This is a genomic window from Streptomyces sp. NPDC104096 (assembly GCF_055584385.1).
The window spans coordinates 1-21322 of the sequence record NZ_JBVJMD010000057.1 but is presented as its reverse complement, the minus strand read 5'-3'; the positions used below and the strand labels follow the sequence as shown (position 1 = coordinate 21322).

General features: G+C 72.2%; 18 protein-coding genes and 1 pseudogene. 7 read left to right on the top strand and 12 right to left on the bottom strand.

Annotation, left to right across the window (positions count from 1 at the left end; genetic code table 11):
* Window positions 1-37: 37 nt before the first annotated feature.
* Both ACZ60B_RS35685 and ACZ60B_RS35680 read right to left on the bottom strand, forming a co-directional pair.
* Entirely contained in the window at window positions 38-736 is a 699-nt protein-coding gene (locus ACZ60B_RS35685; RefSeq protein ID WP_469394589.1) for a response regulator, read from the bottom strand.
* Complete coding sequence (locus ACZ60B_RS35680; RefSeq protein ID WP_469394587.1) at window positions 733-2382, bottom strand: sensor histidine kinase; 1650 nt, start codon at window positions 2380-2382, stop codon at window positions 733-735. Before ACZ60B_RS35680 ends, ACZ60B_RS35685 begins: the two co-directional genes overlap by 4 nt.
* A gap of 168 nt (window positions 2383-2550) precedes the next feature.
* On the opposite strand from ACZ60B_RS35680, the gene ACZ60B_RS35675 reads away from it, so the two are divergent.
* Window positions 2551-3975 carry a cation:dicarboxylate symporter family transporter gene (locus ACZ60B_RS35675; RefSeq protein ID WP_469394647.1) on the top strand — a complete coding sequence of 475 codons (1425 nt, stop codon included), beginning with the start codon at window positions 2551-2553 and terminating at the stop codon, window positions 3973-3975.
* Between the two features lie 75 nt (window positions 3976-4050).
* On the opposite strand, the gene ACZ60B_RS35670 is transcribed toward ACZ60B_RS35675, so the two are convergent.
* Complete coding sequence (locus tag ACZ60B_RS35670; RefSeq protein WP_469394585.1) at window positions 4051-4683, bottom strand: TetR/AcrR family transcriptional regulator; 633 nt, start codon at window positions 4681-4683, stop codon at window positions 4051-4053.
* Window positions 4684-4802: 119 nt separating this feature from the next.
* Between ACZ60B_RS35670 and ACZ60B_RS35665 the strand changes: the two are divergent.
* Together ACZ60B_RS35665 and ACZ60B_RS35660 are read left to right on the top strand one after the other, a co-directional pair.
* Window positions 4803-6458: pseudogene (locus ACZ60B_RS35665) on the top strand (MFS transporter); the annotation flags it as partial.
* 354 nt (window positions 6459-6812) lie between these two features.
* Window positions 6813-7577, top strand: a complete 765-nt coding sequence (locus tag ACZ60B_RS35660) for a DUF2127 domain-containing protein (RefSeq protein ID WP_469394582.1) — start codon at window positions 6813-6815, stop codon at window positions 7575-7577.
* Between the two features lie 38 nt (window positions 7578-7615).
* Here the strand turns inward: ACZ60B_RS35660 and ACZ60B_RS35655 are convergent, their stop codons facing one another.
* Window positions 7616-8539, bottom strand: a complete 924-nt coding sequence (locus tag ACZ60B_RS35655) for an aldo/keto reductase (protein WP_469394580.1) — start codon at window positions 8537-8539, stop codon at window positions 7616-7618.
* A gap of 1 nt (window position 8540) precedes the next feature.
* Window positions 8541-9434 carry an NAD-dependent epimerase/dehydratase family protein gene (locus tag ACZ60B_RS35650; RefSeq protein WP_469394578.1) on the bottom strand — a complete coding sequence of 298 codons (894 nt, stop codon included), beginning with the start codon at window positions 9432-9434 and terminating at the stop codon, window positions 8541-8543.
* Between the two features lie 160 nt (window positions 9435-9594).
* Here ACZ60B_RS35650 and ACZ60B_RS35645 point away from each other — a divergent pair, with 160 nt between their 5' ends.
* From ACZ60B_RS35645 to ACZ60B_RS35630, 4 genes are all read left to right on the top strand, one after another.
* Window positions 9595-10122: an Lrp/AsnC family transcriptional regulator gene (locus ACZ60B_RS35645; protein WP_469394576.1), complete on the top strand. Its 528-nt coding sequence runs from the start codon at window positions 9595-9597 to the stop codon at window positions 10120-10122.
* 42 nt (window positions 10123-10164) lie between these two features.
* Window positions 10165-10593: a MerR family transcriptional regulator gene (locus ACZ60B_RS35640; protein WP_469394574.1), complete on the top strand. Its 429-nt coding sequence runs from the start codon at window positions 10165-10167 to the stop codon at window positions 10591-10593.
* Between the two features lie 2 nt (window positions 10594-10595).
* Window positions 10596-10922, top strand: coding sequence for a thioredoxin family protein (locus ACZ60B_RS35635; RefSeq protein ID WP_469394645.1), 327 nt, complete (start codon window positions 10596-10598; stop codon window positions 10920-10922).
* 176 nt (window positions 10923-11098) lie between these two features.
* Window positions 11099-13351: a HelD family protein gene (locus ACZ60B_RS35630; RefSeq protein WP_469394643.1), complete on the top strand. Its 2253-nt coding sequence runs from the start codon at window positions 11099-11101 to the stop codon at window positions 13349-13351.
* Window positions 13352-13459: 108 nt separating this feature from the next.
* Here the strand turns inward: ACZ60B_RS35630 and glgB are convergent, their stop codons facing one another.
* The 7 genes from glgB to ACZ60B_RS35595 all read right to left on the bottom strand — a co-directional run.
* Window positions 13460-15979, bottom strand: a complete 2520-nt coding sequence (gene glgB, locus ACZ60B_RS35625) for a 1,4-alpha-glucan branching enzyme (protein WP_469394572.1) — start codon at window positions 15977-15979, stop codon at window positions 13460-13462.
* A 27-nt stretch (window positions 15980-16006) separates the two neighbouring features.
* The gene (locus tag ACZ60B_RS35620) at window positions 16007-17428 is read right to left on the bottom strand and encodes a maltokinase N-terminal cap-like domain-containing protein (protein ID WP_469394570.1); all 1422 of its coding nucleotides are present in this window, start codon (window positions 17426-17428) and stop codon (window positions 16007-16009) included.
* Between the two features lie 210 nt (window positions 17429-17638).
* On the bottom strand, window positions 17639-18292 hold the full coding sequence (locus ACZ60B_RS35615; protein ID WP_469394568.1) for a hypothetical protein: 654 nt from the start codon (window positions 18290-18292) through the stop codon (window positions 17639-17641).
* 153 nt (window positions 18293-18445) lie between these two features.
* Entirely contained in the window at window positions 18446-18943 is a 498-nt protein-coding gene (locus ACZ60B_RS35610) for a hypothetical protein (RefSeq protein ID WP_469394566.1), read from the bottom strand.
* 214 nt (window positions 18944-19157) lie between these two features.
* Window positions 19158-19706: a hypothetical protein gene (locus ACZ60B_RS35605; protein ID WP_469394564.1), complete on the bottom strand. Its 549-nt coding sequence runs from the start codon at window positions 19704-19706 to the stop codon at window positions 19158-19160.
* A 126-nt stretch (window positions 19707-19832) separates the two neighbouring features.
* On the bottom strand, window positions 19833-20435 hold the full coding sequence (locus tag ACZ60B_RS35600) for a signal peptidase I (protein ID WP_469394562.1): 603 nt from the start codon (window positions 20433-20435) through the stop codon (window positions 19833-19835).
* Window positions 20436-21069: 634 nt separating this feature from the next.
* Window positions 21070-21322: alpha-glucosidase C-terminal domain-containing protein (locus ACZ60B_RS35595; protein ID WP_469394559.1), on the bottom strand; the 253-nt coding region annotated here is incomplete at its 5' end.

Sequence of the window (21322 nt, the reverse complement as noted above, 5' to 3'; positions counted from 1 at the left end):
GGATTGCGCGGGGGGAGCGGGAACGGCCGGACCGGTCCTACCGGTCCCGGTCCGCCCCGGGGAGCCAGCGGTAGACCAGTTCGGGGCGGCCCACCTGCCCGTACAGCGGTCTGCGTTCGGCCCGGCCCGCCTCCACCAGGTGCTCCAGATAGCGCCGGGCCGTGATCCGTGAGATCCCCACGGCCTGGGCGACGCCCGCCGCGGTGTGTCCCTCGGCGGCCTCGCGCAGTGCCGTCGTCACCCGCTCCAGGGTCGGCCCGCTCAGGCCCTTCGGCAGGGCCGCCGGAGCCGGGGCCCGCAGCGCGGCGAGGGCCCGGTCGACCTCGTCCTGTCCGCTCGCCTCGCCCGCCGCGCCCCGGAACTCCGCGTACCGCACCAGCCGGTCCCGCAGGGTCGCGAAGGTGAACGGCTTCAGGACGTACTGCACGACCCCGAGCGACACCCCCTCGCGCACGACCGCCAGATCACGGGCGGACGTCACCGCGACGACGTCCGCGTGGTGGCCGGCCGCGCGCAGCGACCGGGCCAGCCGCAGCCCGTGCACGTCCGGCAGGTGCAGGTCGAGCAGCAGCAGGTCCACGGCCGTGCGCTCCAGCAGCCGCCGGGCCTCCGCGCCCGTGCGCGCCTGGCCGACGGCGACGAACCCCGGCACCCGGTTCACGTACATCACATGCGCGTCCGCCGCGACGGGGTCGTCCTCCACGACGAGGACCCGGATGGGCCGGCCCGCGCTCACGCGTCGCCCCCGCGGTCCGGGCCGCCGACGAGAGCGGCGGCCACCCCGGCGCCGGTGCGCAGCGGCAGCCGCGCCACGAACCGCGCGCCGCCCCCGTCGGCCTCCGTCACCGACAGCGACCCCTCGTGCCGGGTCACGGCCTGCTGCACGAGGGCCAGGCCCAGGCCGCGGCCCTGCGGCCCGGACGGCTTCGTGGAGAACCCGCGCCGGAAGACCAGCTCCGCGTGGGCCGGATCCACCCCCGCCCCCGTGTCCGAGACGGACAGCACCAGTTCCCGCGCGTCGCCGCGCACCGTGACCGTCACCCGGGCGGGAGTGCTGCCCTGCGCCGCGTCCACGGCGTTGTCGACGAGGTTGCCGAGGATGGTCACCAGATCCCGCGCGGGCAGCGTCTTCGGCAGCAGCCCGTCGTCGAGGCCGCCGTCCCGCGACACCACCAGTTCCACGCCCCGCTCGTTCGCCTGCGCCGTCTTGCCCAGCAGCAGCGCCGCCAGCACCGGTTCGCTCACCGCCGACACGACCTGGTCGGTGAGCGCCTGGGCCAGTTCCAGTTCGGCCGTCGCGAACTCCACGGCCTCCTGCGCCCGGCCCAGCTCGATGAGGGACACCACCGTGTGCAGCCGGTTGGCCGCCTCGTGCGCCTGCGAGCGCAGCGCCTGGCTGAAGCCGCGCTCGGAGTCCAGCTCGCCCATCAGGGACTGGAGCTCGGTGACGTCGCGCAGGGTGACCACCGTCCCGCGGCGCTCGCCGCCGGACACCGGCGAGGTGTTGACCACCAGCACCCGCCGCTCGGTCAGATGCACCTCGTCCACCCTCGGCTCCGACGCCAGCAGCGCCCCGGTCAGCGGCGCGGGCAGGCCCAGATCGGCCACCGACCGGCCCACCGCCTCGCCCGACACGCCGAGCAGTTCCTGCCCGCCGTCGTTGATCAGCGCCACCCGGTACGCGCCGTCCAGCATCAGCAGGCCCTCGCGCACGGCGTGCAGGGCGGCCTGGTGGTAGTCGTGCATCCGGCTGAGCTCGGCCGCGTTCATGCCGTGGGTGTGGCGGCGCAGCTGGGCGTTGATGACGTACGTGCCGATCGCGCCGAGCGCGAGCGCGCCCGCGGCGACCCCCAGCAGCGCGGTGACCTGGTCCTGGACGCGCGCGCTGATCGCCTCGACCTTGATCCCCGCGCTGACCAGTCCGATGATCCGCTTGTCGTCGTCCTCGATGGGGGTGACCGCGCGGACCGACGGGCCGAGGGTGCCGGTGTAGGTCTCGGTGAAGGACTCGCCCTTCAGCGCGTCGGCGGTGTTGCCGCGGAAGCGCCGGCCGATCTGGTCCTCGTCGGGATGGGTCCAGCGGATGCCCCGCGGATCCATGATCGTCACGAAGTCCACCCCGGTGTCGCGCATGACCCGCAGCGCGTACGGCTGGAGCTGCGCCCCGGGGTCGGGGCCGAGGACGGCCGCGCGCACCGAGGGGGCGTCGGCGACCGAGCCGGCCACCGCCGTGGCCTGGCGTCCCGCGGCCTCCTCGGCCTGGCCGCGGTCGCTGATCCAGGTGAACAGCGCGTACCCGGCGACCACGACCGCGATCAGCACGGCCTGCATCGCGAAGAGCTGGCCGGCCAGGCTGCGGGGCCGAGGGAGGGACATACGCATTCCGTCAGTGTGCCTGGCGTGTCGAGCGTGAACTCAATGAACGGAAGGGTGACCGCCCTCACACGGCGGTGGATAGTCACGGCATTCCCCCGATCTCCCGGGAGCGCGCCCGATCCCCCGGGCGCGCGCCGCTCCGGGGATCGACCGGACGTGAGCCGCACGCCGGTGATGCCGACGAAGACGTCAAGGAGGGCAGCCGTGGCCGCCAGCACCCCCGATACGGCACCTGCCGCACCCGCCGTGAAGCGGGACCGCACCCACTATCTCTACCTCGCGGTGATCGCCGCGGTCGCCCTCGGCATCGTCGTGGGCCTGGCCGCCCCCGACTTCGCGGTCGAGCTCAAGCCGCTGGGCACGGGCTTCGTGAACCTGATCAAGATGATGATCTCGCCGATCATCTTCTGCACGATCGTGCTGGGCATCGGCTCGGTGCGCAAGGCCGCGAAGGTCGGCGCCGTCGGCGGTATCGCGCTCGGCTACTTCCTGGTGATGTCGCTGGTCGCGCTCGCCATCGGCCTGCTCGTCGGCAACGTCCTGCACCCGGGGGACGGGCTGCACCTGACGGACGCGATCAAGGCGAGCGGGCAGGGCCAGGTGTCCTCGGAGGCGCTGCCGCCGGTCGAGTTCGTCCTGTCGATCATCCCGGTCACCTTCGTCTCCGCCTTCACCGAGGGACAGGTGCTCCAGACGCTCCTGGTCGCCCTGCTCGCCGGTTTCGCGCTCCAGGCGATGGGCGCCGCCGGACAGCCGGTGCTGCGCGGTGTCGAGCACATCCAGCGGCTCGTCTTCCGCATCCTCGCCATGGTGATGTGGGCGGCGCCGATCGGTGCCTTCGGCGCCATCGCCGCGGTGGTCGGCTCGGCGGGCCTGGACGCGCTCAAGAGCCTCGCCGTGCTGATGCTCGGCTTCTACGTCACCTGCTTCCTGTTCGTCTTCGTGGTGCTCGGCGCGCTGCTGCGGATCGTCGCCGGTCTGAACGTCTTCACCCTGTTCAAGTACCTGGCCCGCGAGTTCCTGCTGATCCTGTCCACCTCCTCCTCCGAGTCCGCGCTGCCGCGGCTGATCGCGAAGATGGAGCACCTGGGCGTCAGCAAGCCGGTGGTCGGCATCACGGTCCCGACCGGCTACTCGTTCAACCTCGACGGCACGATGATCTACATGACCATGGCGTCGCTGTACATCGCCGACGCCCTGGGCACGCCGATGTCGATCGGTGAGCAGATCCCGCTGCTGCTGTTCCTGCTGCTCGCCTCCAAGGGCGCGGCGGGCGTCAGCGGCGCCGGTCTGGCCACGCTGGCCGGCGGCCTCCAGTCGCACAAGCCCGCGCTGGTGGACGGGGTCGGCCTGATCGTCGGCATCGACCGCTTCATGAGCGAGGCCCGGGCCCTGACGAACTTCGCGGGCAACGCCGTCGCCACCGTGCTGGTCGGCACCTGGACGAAGGAGATCGACCGGGACCGCGTCCAGCGGGTGCTCGCCGGTGATCTGCCGTTCGACGAGCGGACGCTGCTGGACGAGCACGACGCCGCCCCGGCCGGGACGGACGTGCCCGGACAGCGCGGGGACGGCGAGCGGGAGCCGGTCACGGCCTGATCCCCCGACCGGCGTCCGTCCGAGTGGCGCACGCTCCGGAGTTCCGGCCCGGCCTGAACCGGCCGGACCTCCGGGTCACCGGGCGCCGGGATCTTCGCCGAGTCCCGTCACCAGTTCGGTGGCACGAGAGGCGGGTACGCCCGCCGTGGTCAGGATCGTGACCGCGGCGGAGCGGCCCGCCTCCTCCGTTCTCAGCAGGCCGTCGTTCACGGCCTCCATCAGCGCGAACAGCATCTGCTCGTGTACGTACGCCAGGGCCGCCGGCGGCAGCGGGGAGCTGAAGACCCCCTGGTCCAGCCCGTGCCGGAGCACCTCGGCGCAGGACTCGCGGACCGGGGCGAGCCGGTCGCGGATGCCCTGCACGGTGACGCTGCGCTGGGCCAGCGCGACCAGGATGCGGTAGCGGTCGGCGACCTCCCAGACCACGAGGGTCGAGCGGGCCAGTGCCTGCACGGGGTCGTCGGCGCCGTCGCGGCCGGCCGCGAACGCGGCCTCCACCGCCTCCACCGCACCGTCGACCAGCGTGCTGATCAGCGCCTCACGGCTGGGGAAGTGCCCGTACACCGTCCGTCGTACGACGCCCGCGGCGCGCGCGATCTGGTCCATGGACGCGTCGGGGTCGCGCAGCAGCTCGGCCAGCGCGACGTCGAGGATGCGGCGGCGGTTGGCGTCGGCGCGACTGGTGTTACCCGTGGTCATGTCAGCCATTCTGCACTCCCACCGACTTGCACAGTGGTGTGCAGCGTCGTAGATTGCACATCGTTGTGCAATTGCACTCTGCTGTGCAATTCGATGCCGCGTAGTGGAAGAGGAAGGCGACCCCGCCCATGCGACTCGTCATGACCGAACCGGTCGAAGGGATGGCGGGCCCCTACCGCCGGCGCTGGTGGGCACTGCTCGTGCTCTGCCTCAGCCTGCTGATCATCGTGATGGCGAACACCGCCCTCACCGTCGCCGCGCCCGACATGACCCAGGACCTGGGCCTGTCCAGCGCCGACCTCCAGTGGGTCATCGACGGCTACACCGTCCCGTACGCCGCCCTGATGCTGCTGCTCGGCGCGATCGGCGACAAGTACAGCCGGCGCGGGGCGCTCGTCCTCGGGCTCCTCGTCTTCGGCGGTGGCGCCGTCGCGGGTTCGCTCGTCGACAGCGCCGCCGGGGTCATCGCGGCCCGCGCGGTGATGGGCGTCGGCGCGGCGCTGATCATGCCGGCCACGCTGTCCCTGCTCGCCGCGACCTTCCCGCGCGCCGAACGCGCCAAGGCCATCACCCTGTGGACCGCCACCGCGGGCCTCGCCATCGCGGCCGGCCCGCTGGTCGCCGGGGCGCTGCTGGCGGACCACGGCTGGTCCTCCACGTTCCTGATCAACGTGCCGATCGCCGCCCTGGCGATCGTCGGCGCCTTCGTCCTCGTACCGCCGTCGAAGGCCGCGCACCACAGCCGCATCGACTACGTCGGCGGTCTGCTGTCGGTGGTGTGGATCGGCTCCCTCGTCTACATGATCATCGAGGGTCCCCACTTCGGCTGGGGCGTCAAGGCGGTCACGGCCGCGGTGGCGGCCGGTGCGGGCCTGCTCGTCTTCGTCCTGTGGGAGCTGCGCCACCCGCGTCCGGTCCTGGACGTGCGGCGCTTCGCCGACCGCCGCTTCGCGGGCTCCAACCTCGCGGTGGCCCTGTTCTTCCTGGCCGTCTTCGGCGCCTTCTACTACCTCACCCAGCACCTCCAGTTCGTCCTCGGCTACGACGCCCTGGAGACCGGCACGCGCATGCTGCCGCTCGCCGGTGCCGTGTTCGTCGGCTCGGCGCTGACCGGCTACCTCACCCCGCGGGTCGGCATGAAGTGGACGGTGAGCGCGGGCATGGTCGGCGGCACGGCCGCCCTCGGGCTGCTCACGCAGGTGGACCCGGGCTCGGACTACGGCGACTTCGTCGCCCCGCTCGTCGTCCTCGGCCTGGCGATCGGGCTCGCCCTCTCGCCCTGCACGGACGCGATCATGGGTGCCTTCCCGGAGTCGGAGCTGGGCGTCGGCGGCGCGGTGAACGACACCTCGCTGGAGCTCGGCGGCTCGCTCGGCATCGCCATCCTCGGTTCGCTGCTGGCCACGTCGTACTCGGACCACCTGGCGGACGCCACGGCCGGTGCCGGGCTCCCGGCGGACGCCCTCGCCACCGCCCAGGACTCGGTGGGCGCGGGGTATGCGGTCGCGCAGGGCATCGGTGACAAGGCGCACGCGCTGGCCGCCCAGGCGGCCCGGGCCACCGACCCGCAGCAGGCGGCCCAGCTCAAGGCGCAGGCGGAGCAGCTCGCCCAGGGCGCCGGACGGATGGCGGACGCGGTCGGCTCGTCCTTCTCCGACGCGGTGGCCCACACCAGCCTGATCGGCGCGGTGGTCCTCGGGGTCGGCACGGTACTGGTGGCGGCGCTGCTGCCGGGCGGGACGAAGCCGGAGCCCGCGGAGGAACCCGCAGCGGAGGCCGGCGCGGCCGGGGCGGGAGAGTCCGCGCAGGACGCCGACGCGGAGAAGACGGCGGGGAAGGAGAAGGCGACGGCGGAGAAGGAGAAGGCGACGGCGGAGAAGGAGAAGACGGCGGAGAAGGAGAAGGAGCAGGCGACAGAGAAGGAGAAGGAGCAGGCGACGGAGAAGGCGGGGGCGGACGCGGAGGAGAAGCCCGAGCAGGCGGCCGTGGAGGAGAAGCCCGAGCGGGCCGACGTCGGCAACGAGCCGGAGCGCGCGGCCACCGGGGCGCGCTGACCCGATTCTTACCTTCTTCTTAACGATCTCCACTAGCGTGCCGCGCCGACGACCGGCGTGGCACGCACTGTGGAGGCACGGGGGATGAAGATCGACTGGGACCGAAGGACCTGCGCTCGGCGCGGCCATGTGACGTACGCGCCGGAGGACCCCCGGCTGCGGGTGCGGCTGCGCGCGGACACCGCCCTCGGCGAGGTCTGGCGCTGTCTGCGCTGCGGCGACTACACGCTCGGCGAGCCGCACGGTTCGGGCCCCGCGAACGAGGCGCCCCTCGTCCCGCGCGGCAAGGTGCTGCGCGACCTGTTCGTCCTGCGCTTCCTCGCCATCGAGCGGGCCGTGCGCGGGGTGTTCATCGTGCTGGTCGCCGCGGCCGTGTGGAAGTTCAGCAACAGCCGGTACGCGGTGCGCCGGCTCTTCGACGAGTACCTCGACGTCTTCCGGCCGGTCTTCCGGCACTTCCACTACGACCTCGACCACTCGCCCGTGGTCGGCACCATCCAGAAGACGTTCGGCTACAAGCAGTCCACCCTGCTGCTGGTGGCCGGGCTGCTGCTGGTCTACGCGCTGGTCGAGCTCGTCGAGGCGGTCGGCCTCTGGTACGCCAAGCGCTGGGCGGAGTACCTGACCGTGGTCGCCACGGCCGCCTTCCTCCCGCTGGAGATCTACGAGCTCACCGAGCACGTGAGCTGGCTGAAGATCGCCACGCTCGTCCTCAACATCCTCGCCGTCCTCTACATCGCCCTCGCCAAGCGGCTGTTCGGGCTGCGCGGCGGGCGCCGGGCGTTCGACGAGGAGCGCCGCAGCGCCTCGCTGCTGGAGGTGGAGGAGTCGGCGGGCGTGCCGGTGTAGGGCCGGGTCGGCCCGCCGACCCGGCCGGCCCGGGTCTGTCAGCCCGCCGTCCCCGCCACCGCCACCGCCGCGTCCAGCCGTGCCGTCTCCTCGGCGGTCAGCGTCAGGTCCGCCGCGGCCGCGGACGCCCGGATCGTCTCCGGACGGCTCGCGCCCGGGATCGGCAGCACGGTGGGCGACCGGGTCAGGAGCCAGGCCAGGCAGACCTGTTGGGGACTCGCCCCGCGCTCCGCGGCGACCGCGTGGAAGGCGGCGAAACGGTCCTGACCCGGGCCCGGGTCCGCCCCCTCCCGCGACGACGGCCCGTCCAGGGAGCTGCGGGAGATCCCGCCCAGCGGGCTCCACGGCAGGAACGCCAGGCCCAGTTCCGCGCACAGCCGCAGTTCCGGCTCGCTGTCGCGGACGGCGGGGGAGTAGCGGTTCTGCACCGACACCAGCCGGTCGCCGAGGATCCCGTACGCCCGGCGGATCTGGTCCGCGTCCGTGTTGGAGATCCCGGCCAGCCGGATCTTGCCCGCGTCGAGCAGGTCGCGCAGGGCGCCGACGGACTCCTCGAAGGGGACGGCCGGGTCGGGCTTGTGCAGCTGGTAGAGGCCGATCGCGTCGACGCCGAGGCGCTTGAGCGAGGCCTCGGCGGCCGCCTTCAGCCGGCGCGGGCTGCCGTCCACCGTCCAGCCGCCGTCGGGGGTACGGCCCCGGCCGCCCTTCGTGGCCACCAGCACGCCGGAGGTGTCACCGCCGTACCCGGCGAGCGCGCGGGCCACCAGAAGCTCGTTGTGGCCCGGCTCGGCGTCCGGCAGGGTGTAGGAGTCGGCGGTGTCCAGCAGGGTGACACCCGCGTCCAGCGCCGCGTGCACGGTGGCCAGGGCGCGGCGCTCGTCGGGGCGGCCCTCGATGGACAGCGGCATCGCGCCGAGGCCGATCGCGCTCACCGAGAGATCGCCGAGTGTGCGCCGAAGCATGTCAGTGGTCCTTTCCGAGGGTCTCCACGACGGCCCGGGGCAGCCACTGCCGGGCGTCGGCGAAGGCGAAACCGAGCCGGGTGGCGCGGGAGTTGTCCATGCCGTAGGCGCGGAAGAAGGAGAAGGGGGAGACCTCGCCGGCCTCGACCTCCTGGTAGTGGGCCGCGGGGCCCGGGATGCGGGACACGATCTCGTCGGTGGTGAGCGTCCCGTGCGAGGCCGCGTTGACCGGGCCGGTGAAGTCCTGGCCCACCGCCCAGAACAGGAAGTCGGCGATCTCCTCGACGTGGATGTACGTCGCCGGGTGGTTGGCGGCGGGGACGACGATCGGCGCGCCGGTGCGCAGCCGGTCCGCGTAGTGGGCGAGGCGGCCGGTGAAGTCGTCGTCGCCGCCCAGCACATGGGCCACGCGGACGGCCGTGTACGGGAAGGCGGGCGCCGCCGCGAGGACCGCCTCCGCCTGCCGCTTGCCCTCGCCGTAGTGCGCGTCCCGGAACCCGGTGTCGTCCCAGGGGAGTTCGAGGTCGACGGCGACCTCGCGCGGGTCGACCGCGTCCTCCGGCACCCCGGCGGCGGGCGAGTCCTCGTACTCGTACACCTCCACCGTCGACGTCATCACGTAGCGCCGGGTACGGCCGGAGAAGACCCGGCGGGCGATCGCCGCCTGGCGCGGGGTGTAGCAGACCTGGTCGACGACGACGTCGAACACGCGCTCACCGAGCGCCTCGGTCAGCGCGCGCTCGTCGTCGCGGTCGGCGACCAGATGGACCGTCCCGGCGGGCGGCGCGGACGAACCGCGGTTGAGGACGGTGACCCGGTCCCCGGCGGCGAGCAGCCGGTCGATCAGCCGTTTCCCGAAATAGCGGTTCCCCCCGATGACCAGTACGTCACGCATGACGCCCCCTTCGAAAAATCCGGTCGGCAACAGGTCCGGTGCCGGTTTCCGCGGCCGGGAACTCCGGTTCCGCGGACGTGAACTCCGGTTCCGGTTCCGGGCCCGGGAACCCGACGGCGATAATTCTCCCGGCAGCGTGCCGCGCGCTGAAGGGGGAGACATGGGAGATCGGGCCGCCGTACCGAAAGAACCACGGCATCTGCGGGCCCTCGCCACCGAAACATCGGTGGCCTTCGACGCGCTGGACCGGGAGATCCTCCGGCTCCTGCAGACCGACGGCCGGATCAAGCTCAGCGAGCTGGGCCGCCGGGTGCGGCTGAGCCCGGCGGCCGTCACCGAGCGGGTGCGGCGGCTGGAGGCGGCGGGCGCGATCAGCGGGTACGGCGCCCATGTCGAGCCGGCCCGCCTCGGCTACGGCGTCCAGGCCTTCGTCCGGGTCGACCCGCACGGCGGCTACACGCTCAAGCACCCTCGCACCCTGGAGCTGATGGACCGCCCCGAGATCACCGAGGTCCACCATGTCGTGGGCGAGGACTGCTGGATCCTCAAGGTCGCCGTCCGGGACACCGCGCACCTGGAGGAGATCCTCGAACTGACCTCCGCGCTGGGTCGCACCACCACGTCGGTCGTGCTCTCCTCCCCGGTACGGCACAAGCCGCTGCTGCCCCCGGCCCCGCCCCTGCCGTGACCGCTTGCCTTGACGTCGGCGTCAGGGCTTACGTTCGTGGACATGCGAATCGGCGAGCTGGCCGCACGGGCCGGAACCACCACGCGGACGCTGCGGTACTACGAGTCGCGGGGTCTGCTGACCGCGCGGCGGGACGACCACGGGCACCGCTCCTACGACGACCGCGACCTGAAGCTGCTGCGGCAGATCAGGACGCTGCGGGACTTCGGGTTCGAGCTGGAGGAGACCCGGCCCTTCGTGGAGTGTCTGCGGGCCGGGCATCCCGAGGGGGACTCCTGCCCGGCGTCGCTCGCGGTGTACCGGCGCAAGCTGGACGAGCTGGACGAGCTCGTCGGGGAGCTGCGGGCGGTGCGGGAGAAGGTCGCCGGGCAGCTCGCGCGGGCCGAGCGGGCGCGTGCCGAGCTGGACGCCGAGGCGCAGGTTCCGGGGGGTCCGGAGCCGGTGTGCGAGCTGGGAGGACGGGGACGGTGACCATGACGGCCGAGGTGCCCGAGGTGACGGACGAGGATTTCGGGGCGGAGGTGCTCGGGGCGGACCTGCCGGTGCTGGTGGAGTTCACCGCCGACTGGTGCCCGCCCTGCCGGCAGATGGCGCCGGTGCTGCGCGCGCTCGCCGTGGAGGAGGGGGAGCGGCTGCGGGTGGTGCAGCTGAACGTGGACCGCAACCCGGAGACGACCAACCACTACAAGGTCCTGTCGATGCCGACCTTCATGGTCTTCCGAGGCGGTGAGCCGGTGAGGGCGATGGTGGGCGCGCGGCCGAAGCGGCGGCTGCTGGAGGAGCTGTCCGACCTGCTCTGACCGCTCCGTGCCCACCCGTACACAGAGAAATCCCCCGGGCAATTGTCACCGGGGGATTTCTCTGTGTATATTCATTGATTCGCGACTTCATATGAAGAAGGCGCGGGGAAGTTCACTGGGCACAGTATATCCGGGCGGGAGCGGAATTGTCAAACAACGAATTTCCGGACGATGAATTGCGGCACGAGCAGGAATTCATCGACGGGTTGTACGCGCGTGTCGACGCACTGCGCGGCGACACCGAGACCTCCGTCACGGACGCGCTCGCACAGGGCAACACACCCATGCAGGCCCGGCTGGAGCGGGACATCCTGGTCGCCGAGCGGTCCGGGCTGCTCGCCGCGCTCAACGCGGTCGACGGCTCCCTCTGCTTCGGCCGGATCGACCTGTCCCCCACTCTCGACTCCGCTCGAGCGGGGGGACCCCCATCGGGCGCGAGCCACCACATCGGCCGGATCGGCCTGCGCGCCGACGACGCCGAGCGCACGCCGGTCCTCATCGACTGGCGGGCCGACGTCGCCCGCCCCTTCTACCTGGCCACCGGCCACACCCCGATGGGCCTGCGCCGCCGCCGGCACATCGCCACCGACGGCCGCCGGGTCACCGCCCTGCACGACGAGATCCTCGACCTCGGCGACGCCACCCGCACCGGCCACGAGGACCCGACCGGCGACGCCGTCCTGCTCGCGGCCCTGGGCGCGGCCCGCACCGGGCGCATGGGCGACATCGTGCAGACCATCCAGGCCGAACAGGACGAGATCATCCGCGCCCCGCACCGCGGGGTGCTGGTGGTGGAGGGCGGGCCCGGCACCGGCAAGACGGCCGTCGCCCTGCACCGGGCCGCGTACCTGCTCTACGAGCACCGGGAGCTGCTCGCCAAGCGCGCGGTGCTGATCGTCGGACCCAACCCGGCCTTCCTCGGCTACATCGGCGAGGTGCTGCCCTCGCTGGGGGAGACCGGCGTGCTGCTGGCCACGGTCGGCGAGCTGTTCCCCGGGGTACGGGCGACGGCGACCGACACCCGTGAGGCGGCCGCGGTGAAGGGCCGCGCGGACATGGCGGACGTCCTCGCCGACGTCGTACGCGACTGGCAGGCACTGCCCGACCCGGTGATCGCGATCGAGCACGACCGCGAGGTCCTGATGCTCGACGACGGGCTGGTCAAGGTCGCCCGCGAGCGCACCCGGTCCGCCGGACTGCCGCACAACGTGGCGCGCGAGCACTTCGAGGGCCACGTCCTCAACACGCTCACCGAGCTGTACGCCGAGCGCGTGGGCACCGACCCGTACGACGGCAGCAGCCTGCTGGACGCCTCCGACATCACCCAGATCCGCGACGAGATCGCCGAGAACCCCGAGGTGTGGGCCGCGATCGACCAGCTCTGGCCGCGGCTGACCCCGCAGCGCCTGGTCGCCGACTTCCTCGCCGACCCGGTGGGCTACGTCAGCGACGAGGACGCCCAGGCGATCCGCCGCCCGGTGACGCGGGCGTGGACCGTCGCGGACGTGCCGCTGCTCGACGAGGCGGCCGAACTGCTCGGCGTGGACGAGCGGGTGGCACGGGCGCGGGCCGAGCGCGAGCGGGAGACGCAGGTCGCCTACGCGCAGGGCGTGCTGGACGTCTCGTACGCCTCGCGCACCTACGAGTTCGAGGACATCGACGAGGAGGACTCCGAGGTCCTGTCCGCGCACGACATCATCGACGCCGAGCGGTTCGCCGAGCGGCAGGAGGAGGACGACCACCGCAGCGCCGCCGAGCGCGCGGCGGCCGACCGGACCTGGGCGTTCGGGCACATCATCGTCGACGAGGCGCAGGAGCTGTCGCCGATGGCGTGGCGGCTGCTGATGCGGCGCTGTCCCACCCGCTCGATGACGCTGGTCGGCGACCCGGCGCAGACCGCGGAGGCGGCCGGCGTCGGCTCCTGGTCGAAGATCCTCCAGCCGTACGTGGAGGACCGCTGGGAGCACACCCGGCTCGGTGTCAACTACCGTACGCCCGCCGAGATCATGGAGCTCGCGGCGGCCGTGGTGCGTGCCGAGCGGCCGGACTTCGAGCCGCCGAGCTCGGTGCGGTCGACAGGGGTACGGCCGTGGGTGCGCGCCACCGACGACCTGCCCGGCGCGGTGGCCGAGGCGGTCTCGGAGCTGACCCCCGAGGAGGGGCGGCTCGCGGTGATCGCGCCGCGCCATCTGCACCGCAGGCTGGCCGCCCGGCTGAACGGGGTGACGGCGGGCGCGGAGCCGGACCTGACCCGGACCGTCGTCCTGCTCGACCCGAGGCAGTCCAAGGGGCTCGAGTTCGACTCGGTGCTGGTGGTGGAACCGGCGCTGTACGGCACGAGCGACCTGTACGTGGCACTGACCCGGGCCACCCAGCGGCTGGGCGTGCTGCACACCGGCCGGCTGCCGAAGGCGCTGGTCGGCGCCTGAGGCACGGCCGGCGCGGTACGTGTGCGGTGGGCGACGCCCACCGTCCACGACCGCGCCGGCCGGCCCGCGGCGGTCCTCGTACGGCGCCGGTGCCGTACGAGGGGGGCGTCAGGCCGGGCGCAGCCACACCGTGGCGAGCGGCGGCAGGGTCAGCCGGATGCTGGCCTGATGACCGTGCCAGGGCTGCGGCTCCGGCTTCACCGGATCGGGGTTGACCACCTCGCCCCCGCCGTACCGGGCCGCGTCGGTGTTGAGGACCTCGTGCCAGGCGGGCACGTCCTCGGGGACGCCGAGGCGGTAGTCGTGACGGACCACCGGCGAGAAGTGGGAGACCGCGAGCAGGGGGACGCCGTCGGCGTCGTACCGCACGAACGCGACCACGTTGTCCTCGGAGGCGTCGCCGACGATCCACCGGAAGCCGGCCGGATCGGTGTCGCACTGCCACAGCGCCGGGGTGTCCCGGTAGACGGTGTTGAGGTCGCGCACGAGATCGCGCACACCGCGATGGTCGGCCTCCGCGCCGTACGCCGGGTCCAGCAGCCACCAGTCCGGGCCGTGCGCCTCCGACCACTCCGCGCCCTGCGCGAACTCCTGCCCCATGAAGAGCAGTTGCTTGCCGGGATGGGCCCACATGAAACCGAGGTAGGCGCGGTGGTCGGCGCGCTGCTGCCACCAGTCGCCCGGCATCTTCGACACCAGTGAGCGTTTGCCGTGCACCACCTCGTCGTGCGAGACGGGCAGGACGTAGTTCTCGCTGTAGGCGTACACCATCGAGAAGGTCATCTCGTCGTGGTGGTACTTGCGGTGCACCGGCTCGTGGCCCATGTACGCCAGCGAGTCGTGCATCCACCCCATGTTCCACTTCAGCCCGAAGCCGAGGCCGCCGAAGCCGCCCGGTCCCTTCTGGTGGGTGGCGCGGGTGACCCCGTCCCAGGCGGTGGACTCCTCCGCGACGGTGACGACCCCCGGCGCCCGCCGGTACACCGTCGCGTTCATCTCCTGGAGGAACGCCACCGCGTCCAGGTTCTCCCGGCCGCCGTGCTCGTTCGGGACCCACTGGCCCGGCTCGCGCGAGTAGTCGAGGTAGAGCATCGAGGCGACCGCGTCCACCCGCAGCCCGTCGATGTGGAACTCCTCGCACCAGTACACCGCGTTGGCGACCAGGAAGTTGCGCACCTCGCGGCGACCGAAGTCGAACTCCAGCGTCCCCCAGTCGGGGTGCGCGGAACGCAGCGGGTCCTCGTGCTCGTACAGCGGGCGGCCGTCGAACTCGGCCAGTGCCCAGTCGTCGCGCGGGAAGTGGGCCGGCACCCAGTCCATGATCACGCCGATCCCGGCCCGGTGCAGCGCGTCCACCAGGTACCGGAAGTCGTCCGGGGTGCCCAGCCGGGCCGTGGGCGCGTAGAAACCGGTGACCTGGTAGCCCCAGGAGCCGCCGAAGGGATGTTCGGCCACCGGCATCAGCTCCACATGGGTGAAGCCCAGGTCCCGTACGTACGCGGGCAGCTGGTCGGCAAGCTGACGGTAGGTCAGACCGGGTCGCCAGGAGGCGAGATGGACCTCGTAGACGGACAGCGGCGCCCGGTGCGGGGGAGTGTCCCCGCGGTGTGCCAGCCAGTCGGCGTCGCCCCACTCGTAGTGCGACCTGGTCACGATCGAGGCGGTCTCGGGCGGCACCTGGGTGCGGCGGGCCATCGGGTCGGCCCGCAGGGTCCGCGACCCGTCCGGGCGGGTGATCTCGAACTTGTACAGCTCGCCCTCGCCGACCCCCGGCACGAACAGCTCCCAGACACCCGACGAGCCCAGCGAGCGCATCGGATGTCCGGTGCCGTCCCAGAAGTTGAAGCCGCCGGTCACCCGCACCCCGCGCGCGTTCGGCGCCCACACCGTGAAGCGGGTCCCGGTCACGTCCTGGTGGGTGGTGGGCTCGGCGCCGAGCGCCGTCCACAGCTGCTCGTGCCTGCCCTCGCCTATCAGGTGCAGGTCCAGCTCGCCCAGCGTGGGCAGGAAGCGGTAGGCGTCCTCGGTGTCCTGGACCGTTCCCTCGTACGCCACCAGCAGGCGGTAGCGCGGGACCTCGGTCAGGGGGAGCAGGCCCGAGAAGAACCCGTCGCCGTCGTCGTGCAGTTCGGCGCGCAGGTTCCCGGCCACGACGGTCACGCCCAGCGCGTACGGCCGGAAGGCGCGGAAGGCGACACCGCCGGGCACCGGGTGGGCGCCCAGGACGGAGTGCGGGGCGTGATGGGTGCCGTGCAGGAGGCGCTCGCGGTCGCCCGCGTCGACGGCGGGGGAGAGGGCCACGGGGAGCGGGTGCGGCTCCGGGGCGGACTCCGGTATGGAGTCCTGGACGGACTCCGGTGCGGAGTCCGGGACGGGCGACGGCACGGGCCGGGAGACCGACTTCCTCGCGGCCTTCGTCGCCTTCACCGCCTTCCCGGTGGTGGCCTTCTTCGCGGCGGCCTTCGTCGTCGTCTTCTTCGCTGCCGCTGCTGCTGCCGCCGCCTTCTTCGCCGTCTTCTTCGCTGCCGCCTTCTTGGCCGCCGCCTTCTCGGTCGTCTGCTTCGCCGGCGGCTGCTCCTCGGCCGTCTTCTTCGGATGTGAGCCGTTGGACGGGGGGCTGGGGGTCACGGACAGGGCCTCCTGGGCGAGGGTCGGTCAGGACGGGTCGGGCGCGGCGAGGCGGCGTATCGCGGACAGCGGGACCGGAAGCCAGTCGGGCCGCTGCCGGGCCTCGTAGAGGACCTCGTAGACGGCCTTGTCCGTCTCGTAGGCCCGAAGCAGTACGGGATCGGTGCGCGGGTCACGGGCGCCGCCCTCGGCGTACCCCGTGCAGTAGGCGGCCCGGCAGGTGTCCGCCCACCCCGGCACGGCCGGGGTCACGGAGTGCTCGGCGTAATCGAAGGAGCGCAGCATCCCCGCGACGTCCCGCACCGTGGGCTGCGGCATCCGCCGCTCGGCCAGCGGCCTGGCCGGCTCGCCCTCGAAGTCGATCAGCGACCACGTCCCGCCGCCGTCGGCCGGGCCGTCGCCCCTGCCGCCGGACGGCGAGCGCAGGCACTGCCCGAGGTGGAGGTCGCCGTGGATGCGCTGGGCGGTCCAGGTCCGGCCCTCGGCCGCAAGAACGGCCGGCGCCTCGAAGGCGACCCGCAGGCCGGGCACGTACGGACGCAGCGCGGGCACCGCCTGCGCGGCCGCGTCCAGCCGCTCGATCATGCCGTCGGCCAGCGCCCGCACCTGGGCGTGGCCCAGGGTCACCGTGGGCAGCGCGCGGGCGAGCGCCGTGTGCACCTCCGCGGTGGCGCGTCCCAGTGCCCGGGCCTCGGCGGCGAAGTCCTCGCCCTTGGCGAGTTCGCGCAGCGCCAGCTCCCAGCCGTCCGACGCGCCCTGCACGAACGGCTGGAGCACCCCCAGGACGTACGACCCGCCGGACAGCTCCGCCCGCAGCCAGGCCGTGGGCGCCGGTACCCGCGCGCAGCCCGCGCGGGCCAGGGCCAGCGGCAGTTCGAGGTCGGGGTTGACGCCCGGCACGACCCGGCGCAGTAACTTGAGGATGAACGTATCTCCGTAGACCACCGACGAGTTGGACTGCTCGGCGGTCATCATCCGCGGCACCAGGCCGGGCCGTATCTCCTGGCCGGGATCCCGCTCGAAACGCAGTCCGCCGATGCGGGCCCGGGAGCGCAGGGCCTCCAGGAGCACACCGGCGGGCTGGGGGTCGTACAGCGCCTCGTACGCGGTCCGGCCGGCGAGCGGCCCCTCGGCCATGTGTCCGATCAGGGACGGTGCCAGCCGGGGCGGCAGAGCCTCACGGGCGCCTATCAGGAGCTGGTAGCAGTCGCCGGGAACGGCTCGCGCGCCCGGTACGGGCGGCTGATGGGTGCGTACCAGCAGGTGGTGCAGGCCGAGCTGGCTGTGCGCCGGCAGCAGCTCGGTGGCGCTGACCAGCGAGAACCCGCTGATCGGTCGTCCCTTTCCGGCGAACCAGCGCTGCCGTGGCAACCATGTGCGCAGCAGGGGGTCCAGGGACGCCAGGAGGCCGGGACCAGTGGTCGCGGTGCGTGTGACGGCTTCCGACATGGATCGCGTCCTTTCCCCGGGGGCGAGGGGAGGCGGTTACTGATGCGTGCCCCGGGCGGAGCGGTGGAAACCGCGTCGACCCGGGACCTTTCAGCCGAGCGGGTCCAGGGGATTTTCTGCGGACATGCCAGAAGGGTGTCCGATGTCGGGTTGTGCGACCAGACATCGGACACCCTTGTGGTGCCGTCGTGCTCCGAGCCGGGGCCCGGGTCAGACGGCGGTGGGGACGAAGGTGACCGTGATCTTCTGCGCGTCGTCCTTGGAGATGGTGTAGCCCGATGTCCTGGGCGTGAGCCAGAGCTCGTACGTCGCGGAGTCGACCTCGCCCTTCGACTTGGCCTTCAGTTCGGCAGTTCCCTTGACCAGCCTGATCTCTGCCGTGACCTTGCCGCTGAGCGAGGACGGCAGGGTGACGCCGGCCGTGACCGTCAGATCAGCCTCACCGGTGTTCTCCGCCGTGAAGACCCCGAGCCTCCTGGCGGTGAGATCGGTGAACTTGATCTCCTTCTTGTACGTGCAGACCGTGCCGCTCGTGGACCAGTTGCTGCCGTCGTCGGTGTCGATCTTCAGCTTGACGGGCTTGGGCGTGAGCGTGGCCGTCGGCGTGGGACTGGCGGATGCGGAGCCCGTGGGGCTCGGGTTCCCCGTTCCCGGGTCGTCGGACTTGCCGGGAGTCGGCTCGGACGTCGCCGTCGCCGTCGCCGTGGCCGTCGCCGTCGGGGTGGGAGGGAAGTCCGCCTGGACCGTGAAGGACCCTGTCACGGTGCTGGAGAACGTGGCGCCGCTGCTCACGCCGACAAGGCCAATGCCGCCCGCGGCCAGCACGAGTACCGCCGCGATCTTCCTCCGGTCGGAGATGGCCATTGGTGTTGCGCCCTTCTGATTGTGCTGGGGGTCGGGTCTACGCCCCGTGGGAGGGGCGCCATGGCGGTGAACGCCTTGGCCCACCGGGCCCGGCCGACGCGAGGTCGGACCGGGCCGGGTGGGCTGTGGGCTTGCGCGGAACGCGCGCGAGGCTCAGGCGCTGGCGTTGACCTTGAAGGTGACCTTGGCCGTCTTGCCGGAGGACTCGTTGCCGAGGTTCGTGGCCTTGACGACGACGCGGTACTGGACGTACTGGCCGGGGGCGACCGTGTCGGAGCCGTTGGTGTCGCCACCGGTGCGGACGTACGACACGTCGAGGGCGAGGTCGCCGGTGCGCTCCACGGTCGGGGCGAAGGTGACGGGGATGTCGCCCCGGTTCCAGACGGTGAGGTTCGAGTTGTTCAGCGGGACGGCGAGCTCGGCCGTCGACGTCTTGATCAGCTGAGTGTCCGCGAGGGTGGCCGTGTGGCCGTTGTCGCCGATCGTCCAGCCGTCCGCCTGGATCTCGAGCTTGGCCGTGCCGGCCTTGAAGGTGGACTCGGCGGTCACGGTGTCGGTGAACAGGGCGCTGCTGCCGATGCTCACGAGACCGATGCTGCCGGCCAGGATCGCGGCGGCGGCGATCGCCTTCGTCTTGTTGGTGATGGCCATGTGGAAGACCTTTCAGGAGCGGTGCTCCGATGTGCGGGGGTGTCGGCCCGACTCGGCCGGTGCGCCCGTAGGGTGGCCGCAGCGCCTGTACCCGCCGCAGGACGGCAATCCTGCGGCGGGTGAGTGGTCCCTGGACCAGGGTGTGTGCGGGGTGGGCCGTGGTATCCGGTCGATGGACGCGATCGGATCCCCGGCCCACTCACGCGGGGGTGGATCAGGAGGAGGCGGTGACCTTGACGGCAACCGAACCGGTCAGGTTCTGCCAGGAGTTGTCGAGGTTCTTGACCTCGATCTCCACCCGGTAGGTGGCCTTGGCGCCCTTGTTCAGCCAGGCCGAGTCGGTGGTCTCGTCGGCGCGCGTCACCTTGACGTTCAGCGCGCCGCCGAGGTCGCCGCTCTTCACGATGTCGAACGCGACACCGGCACCGGCGGTGCCGTCGTTCTCGACGGTGAAGTTGGTGACCAGACGGCTGGTGGAGGAGCCCAGGAGCTGCTCACCGTTCAGCACGGCGTAGTTGCCGTTGACGATGTTCCACGCGGAGGTGCCGCCCCAGGTGTAGGTGGCGTGCGGGGCGACACCGTCGTACGCCGCGGTGGCGCCCTCGGCCTTGACGATGTTGAGGTCGGCGTGGCCGGAACGCAGGTCCGTCTGCGCGGTGACCGTGTCGGTGAAGGTGGCGCCGGCGCCGGCGCCGATGAGGGCGATGCTGCCGACCGCGATCGCGGCGGCCGCGACCGCCTTCTTCTTGTTGGAGATGGCCACGGTGATGGGCCTTTCTGTCGGTTGGACGGACGTTCGGGCTTGCGCCCGGGCATGACACGGCTCCCCCCGGCGGCCCACTGGCTGGGTGCCGCCCGGCGTCGTGTCACGGGAAGGAATCCCGTTGCCCTATGGGGTGGTGGTCTGTGGGGTGGACTTCCGCGGGCGCCACAGCAGGGCGACGGTTCCGCCCACGATCAGCAGGGCGCCGGCGCCGAGCAGGACCCGGAAGCCCGTTTCGGTGTGGATCGAGGTGACGACGTAGCCGACGTACGGCACGTCGTGGCGGACGATCCAGGCGGTGTCGCCGTCGGGGCGGACGTGCCAGGGGTCCTTGGTCTCGTTGGCGTCGCCCTTGGTCTCCAGGACCGGCCCCTCCGCGGAGGGGGTGATCGTCACGATCCGGTGGACGACCTGGCGTTCCGGCTCGTCCGGGCGGTGGAAGATGACGACGTCACCGACCTTCAGCGCCTTGACGGGCTCCCGCTGGGCGATGACGACGCTCCCGGTCGGCAGCTTCGGCTCCATGCTGCCGCTGAGGACCGAACTGGCCTCCCACTTGCCGGACTTGACCGAGTACGCCGCCACCGCGAAGCCGACGGCGAGCAGCACGACCAGGAGGCTCAGCAGGGCCGAGAGGACCCGGCGCGCCCAGTGCCGGCGCTTGGGCGGCTGCTGGGCGGCCGGCGTCTCGTCGGGAGACGTCGTCGCCTTGCGTACGGCCAGCTGCACTGTTCTCTCCTGCGGACGGTTTCGGTCTTACGGACCCTGCGGACCCCACGGGCGGCGCGTCGCGGAAGTGGTGCAGGGGAATCCGCTCGGGGGCTGACGAATTCCCCTGCACCGGTCTGGGGGAGGCGCCGCGAGGTCCGCGGAATTGCCGTGTCGGAGCGGGCGCCGGAAGGGTGAGGGCGGCGGGACGGGCTCTGTACCCGGGAGCAGAGCGGGTTTCCCGGGTCGTCCCGCCGCCGTGGTCTTCACGAGATGTACACAGCTGCCGGTGTCGGCAGGGCGACCGCGAAGGTCATCCGCTGATGCGGGGCGCCGGTCCGCCGGACCGCCGGGCGGCTAATAAGGCGCTGCCTGGCCTGCCCAATCCCGTCCACCCCCATGCTGCGTTGTGTGCCCCGTACTCCCCCCTGGGAGTGGCCCCCGGTCGAGGTGGCCAAGATCAGATTAGGGGTGTGTGGGCATGCTGGGAAGGATGTGGAAGAAGTGTGTAGGTCGCGTTATCGAAACGTAATGCTTCAAGTGTTTGAACATGGCGAAACGGCCGCTGATGCGGCTTACGGGGGATGTGTCGGTGTCCGCCGGGCATCGGGGCGCGGCGGACCGGGCGGGTTGCCGGGTCCGCCGCGCGCAGATGTCAACGCGCTTTTTCGACACCTTGGTTGGGGATCTGGACCGTGTCCTTGCGCAGCCGGAACCAGTAGAAGCCGTGCCCGCTGAGGGTGAGCAGGTAGGGCAGTTCGCCGATGGCGGGGAAGCGCACCCCGCCGAAGAGCTCGACCGGATGCCGTCCGCCGAACTCGCGCAGGTCCAGCTCGGTCGGCTGGGCGAAGCGGGAGAAGTTGTGCACGCACAGCACCACGTCGTCCCCCTGGCCCTCGGTGGCGGGG

What these genes read in the sequence shown, in the direction of transcription:
- ACZ60B_RS35680 (WP_469394587.1), bottom strand. Translation starts at nt 2,382, where the DNA reads ATGCGTATGTCCCTCCCTCGGCCCCGCAGCCTGGCCGGCCAGCTCTTC.
- ACZ60B_RS35610 (WP_469394566.1), bottom strand. Translation starts at nt 18,943, where the DNA reads ATGGCCATCACCAACAAGACGAAGGCGATCGCCGCCGCCGCGATCCTG.
- ACZ60B_RS35675 (WP_469394647.1), top strand. Translation starts at nt 2,551, where the DNA reads ATGCCGACGAAGACGTCAAGGAGGGCAGCCGTGGCCGCCAGCACCCCC.
- ACZ60B_RS35645 (WP_469394576.1), top strand. Translation starts at nt 9,595, where the DNA reads ATGGGAGATCGGGCCGCCGTACCGAAAGAACCACGGCATCTGCGGGCC.
- ACZ60B_RS35615 (WP_469394568.1), bottom strand. Translation starts at nt 18,292, where the DNA reads ATGGCCATCTCCGACCGGAGGAAGATCGCGGCGGTACTCGTGCTGGCC.
- ACZ60B_RS35670 (WP_469394585.1), bottom strand. Translation starts at nt 4,683, where the DNA reads ATGGCTGACATGACCACGGGTAACACCAGTCGCGCCGACGCCAACCGC.
- ACZ60B_RS35655 (WP_469394580.1), bottom strand. Translation starts at nt 8,539, where the DNA reads ATGCTTCGGCGCACACTCGGCGATCTCTCGGTGAGCGCGATCGGCCTC.
- ACZ60B_RS35640 (WP_469394574.1), top strand. Translation starts at nt 10,165, where the DNA reads ATGCGAATCGGCGAGCTGGCCGCACGGGCCGGAACCACCACGCGGACG.
- ACZ60B_RS35650 (WP_469394578.1), bottom strand. Translation starts at nt 9,434, where the DNA reads ATGCGTGACGTACTGGTCATCGGGGGGAACCGCTATTTCGGGAAACGG.
- ACZ60B_RS35660 (WP_469394582.1), top strand. Translation starts at nt 6,813, where the DNA reads ATGAAGATCGACTGGGACCGAAGGACCTGCGCTCGGCGCGGCCATGTG.
- ACZ60B_RS35635 (WP_469394645.1), top strand. Translation starts at nt 10,596, where the DNA reads ATGACGGCCGAGGTGCCCGAGGTGACGGACGAGGATTTCGGGGCGGAG.
- ACZ60B_RS35620 (WP_469394570.1), bottom strand. Translation starts at nt 17,428, where the DNA reads ATGTCGGAAGCCGTCACACGCACCGCGACCACTGGTCCCGGCCTCCTG.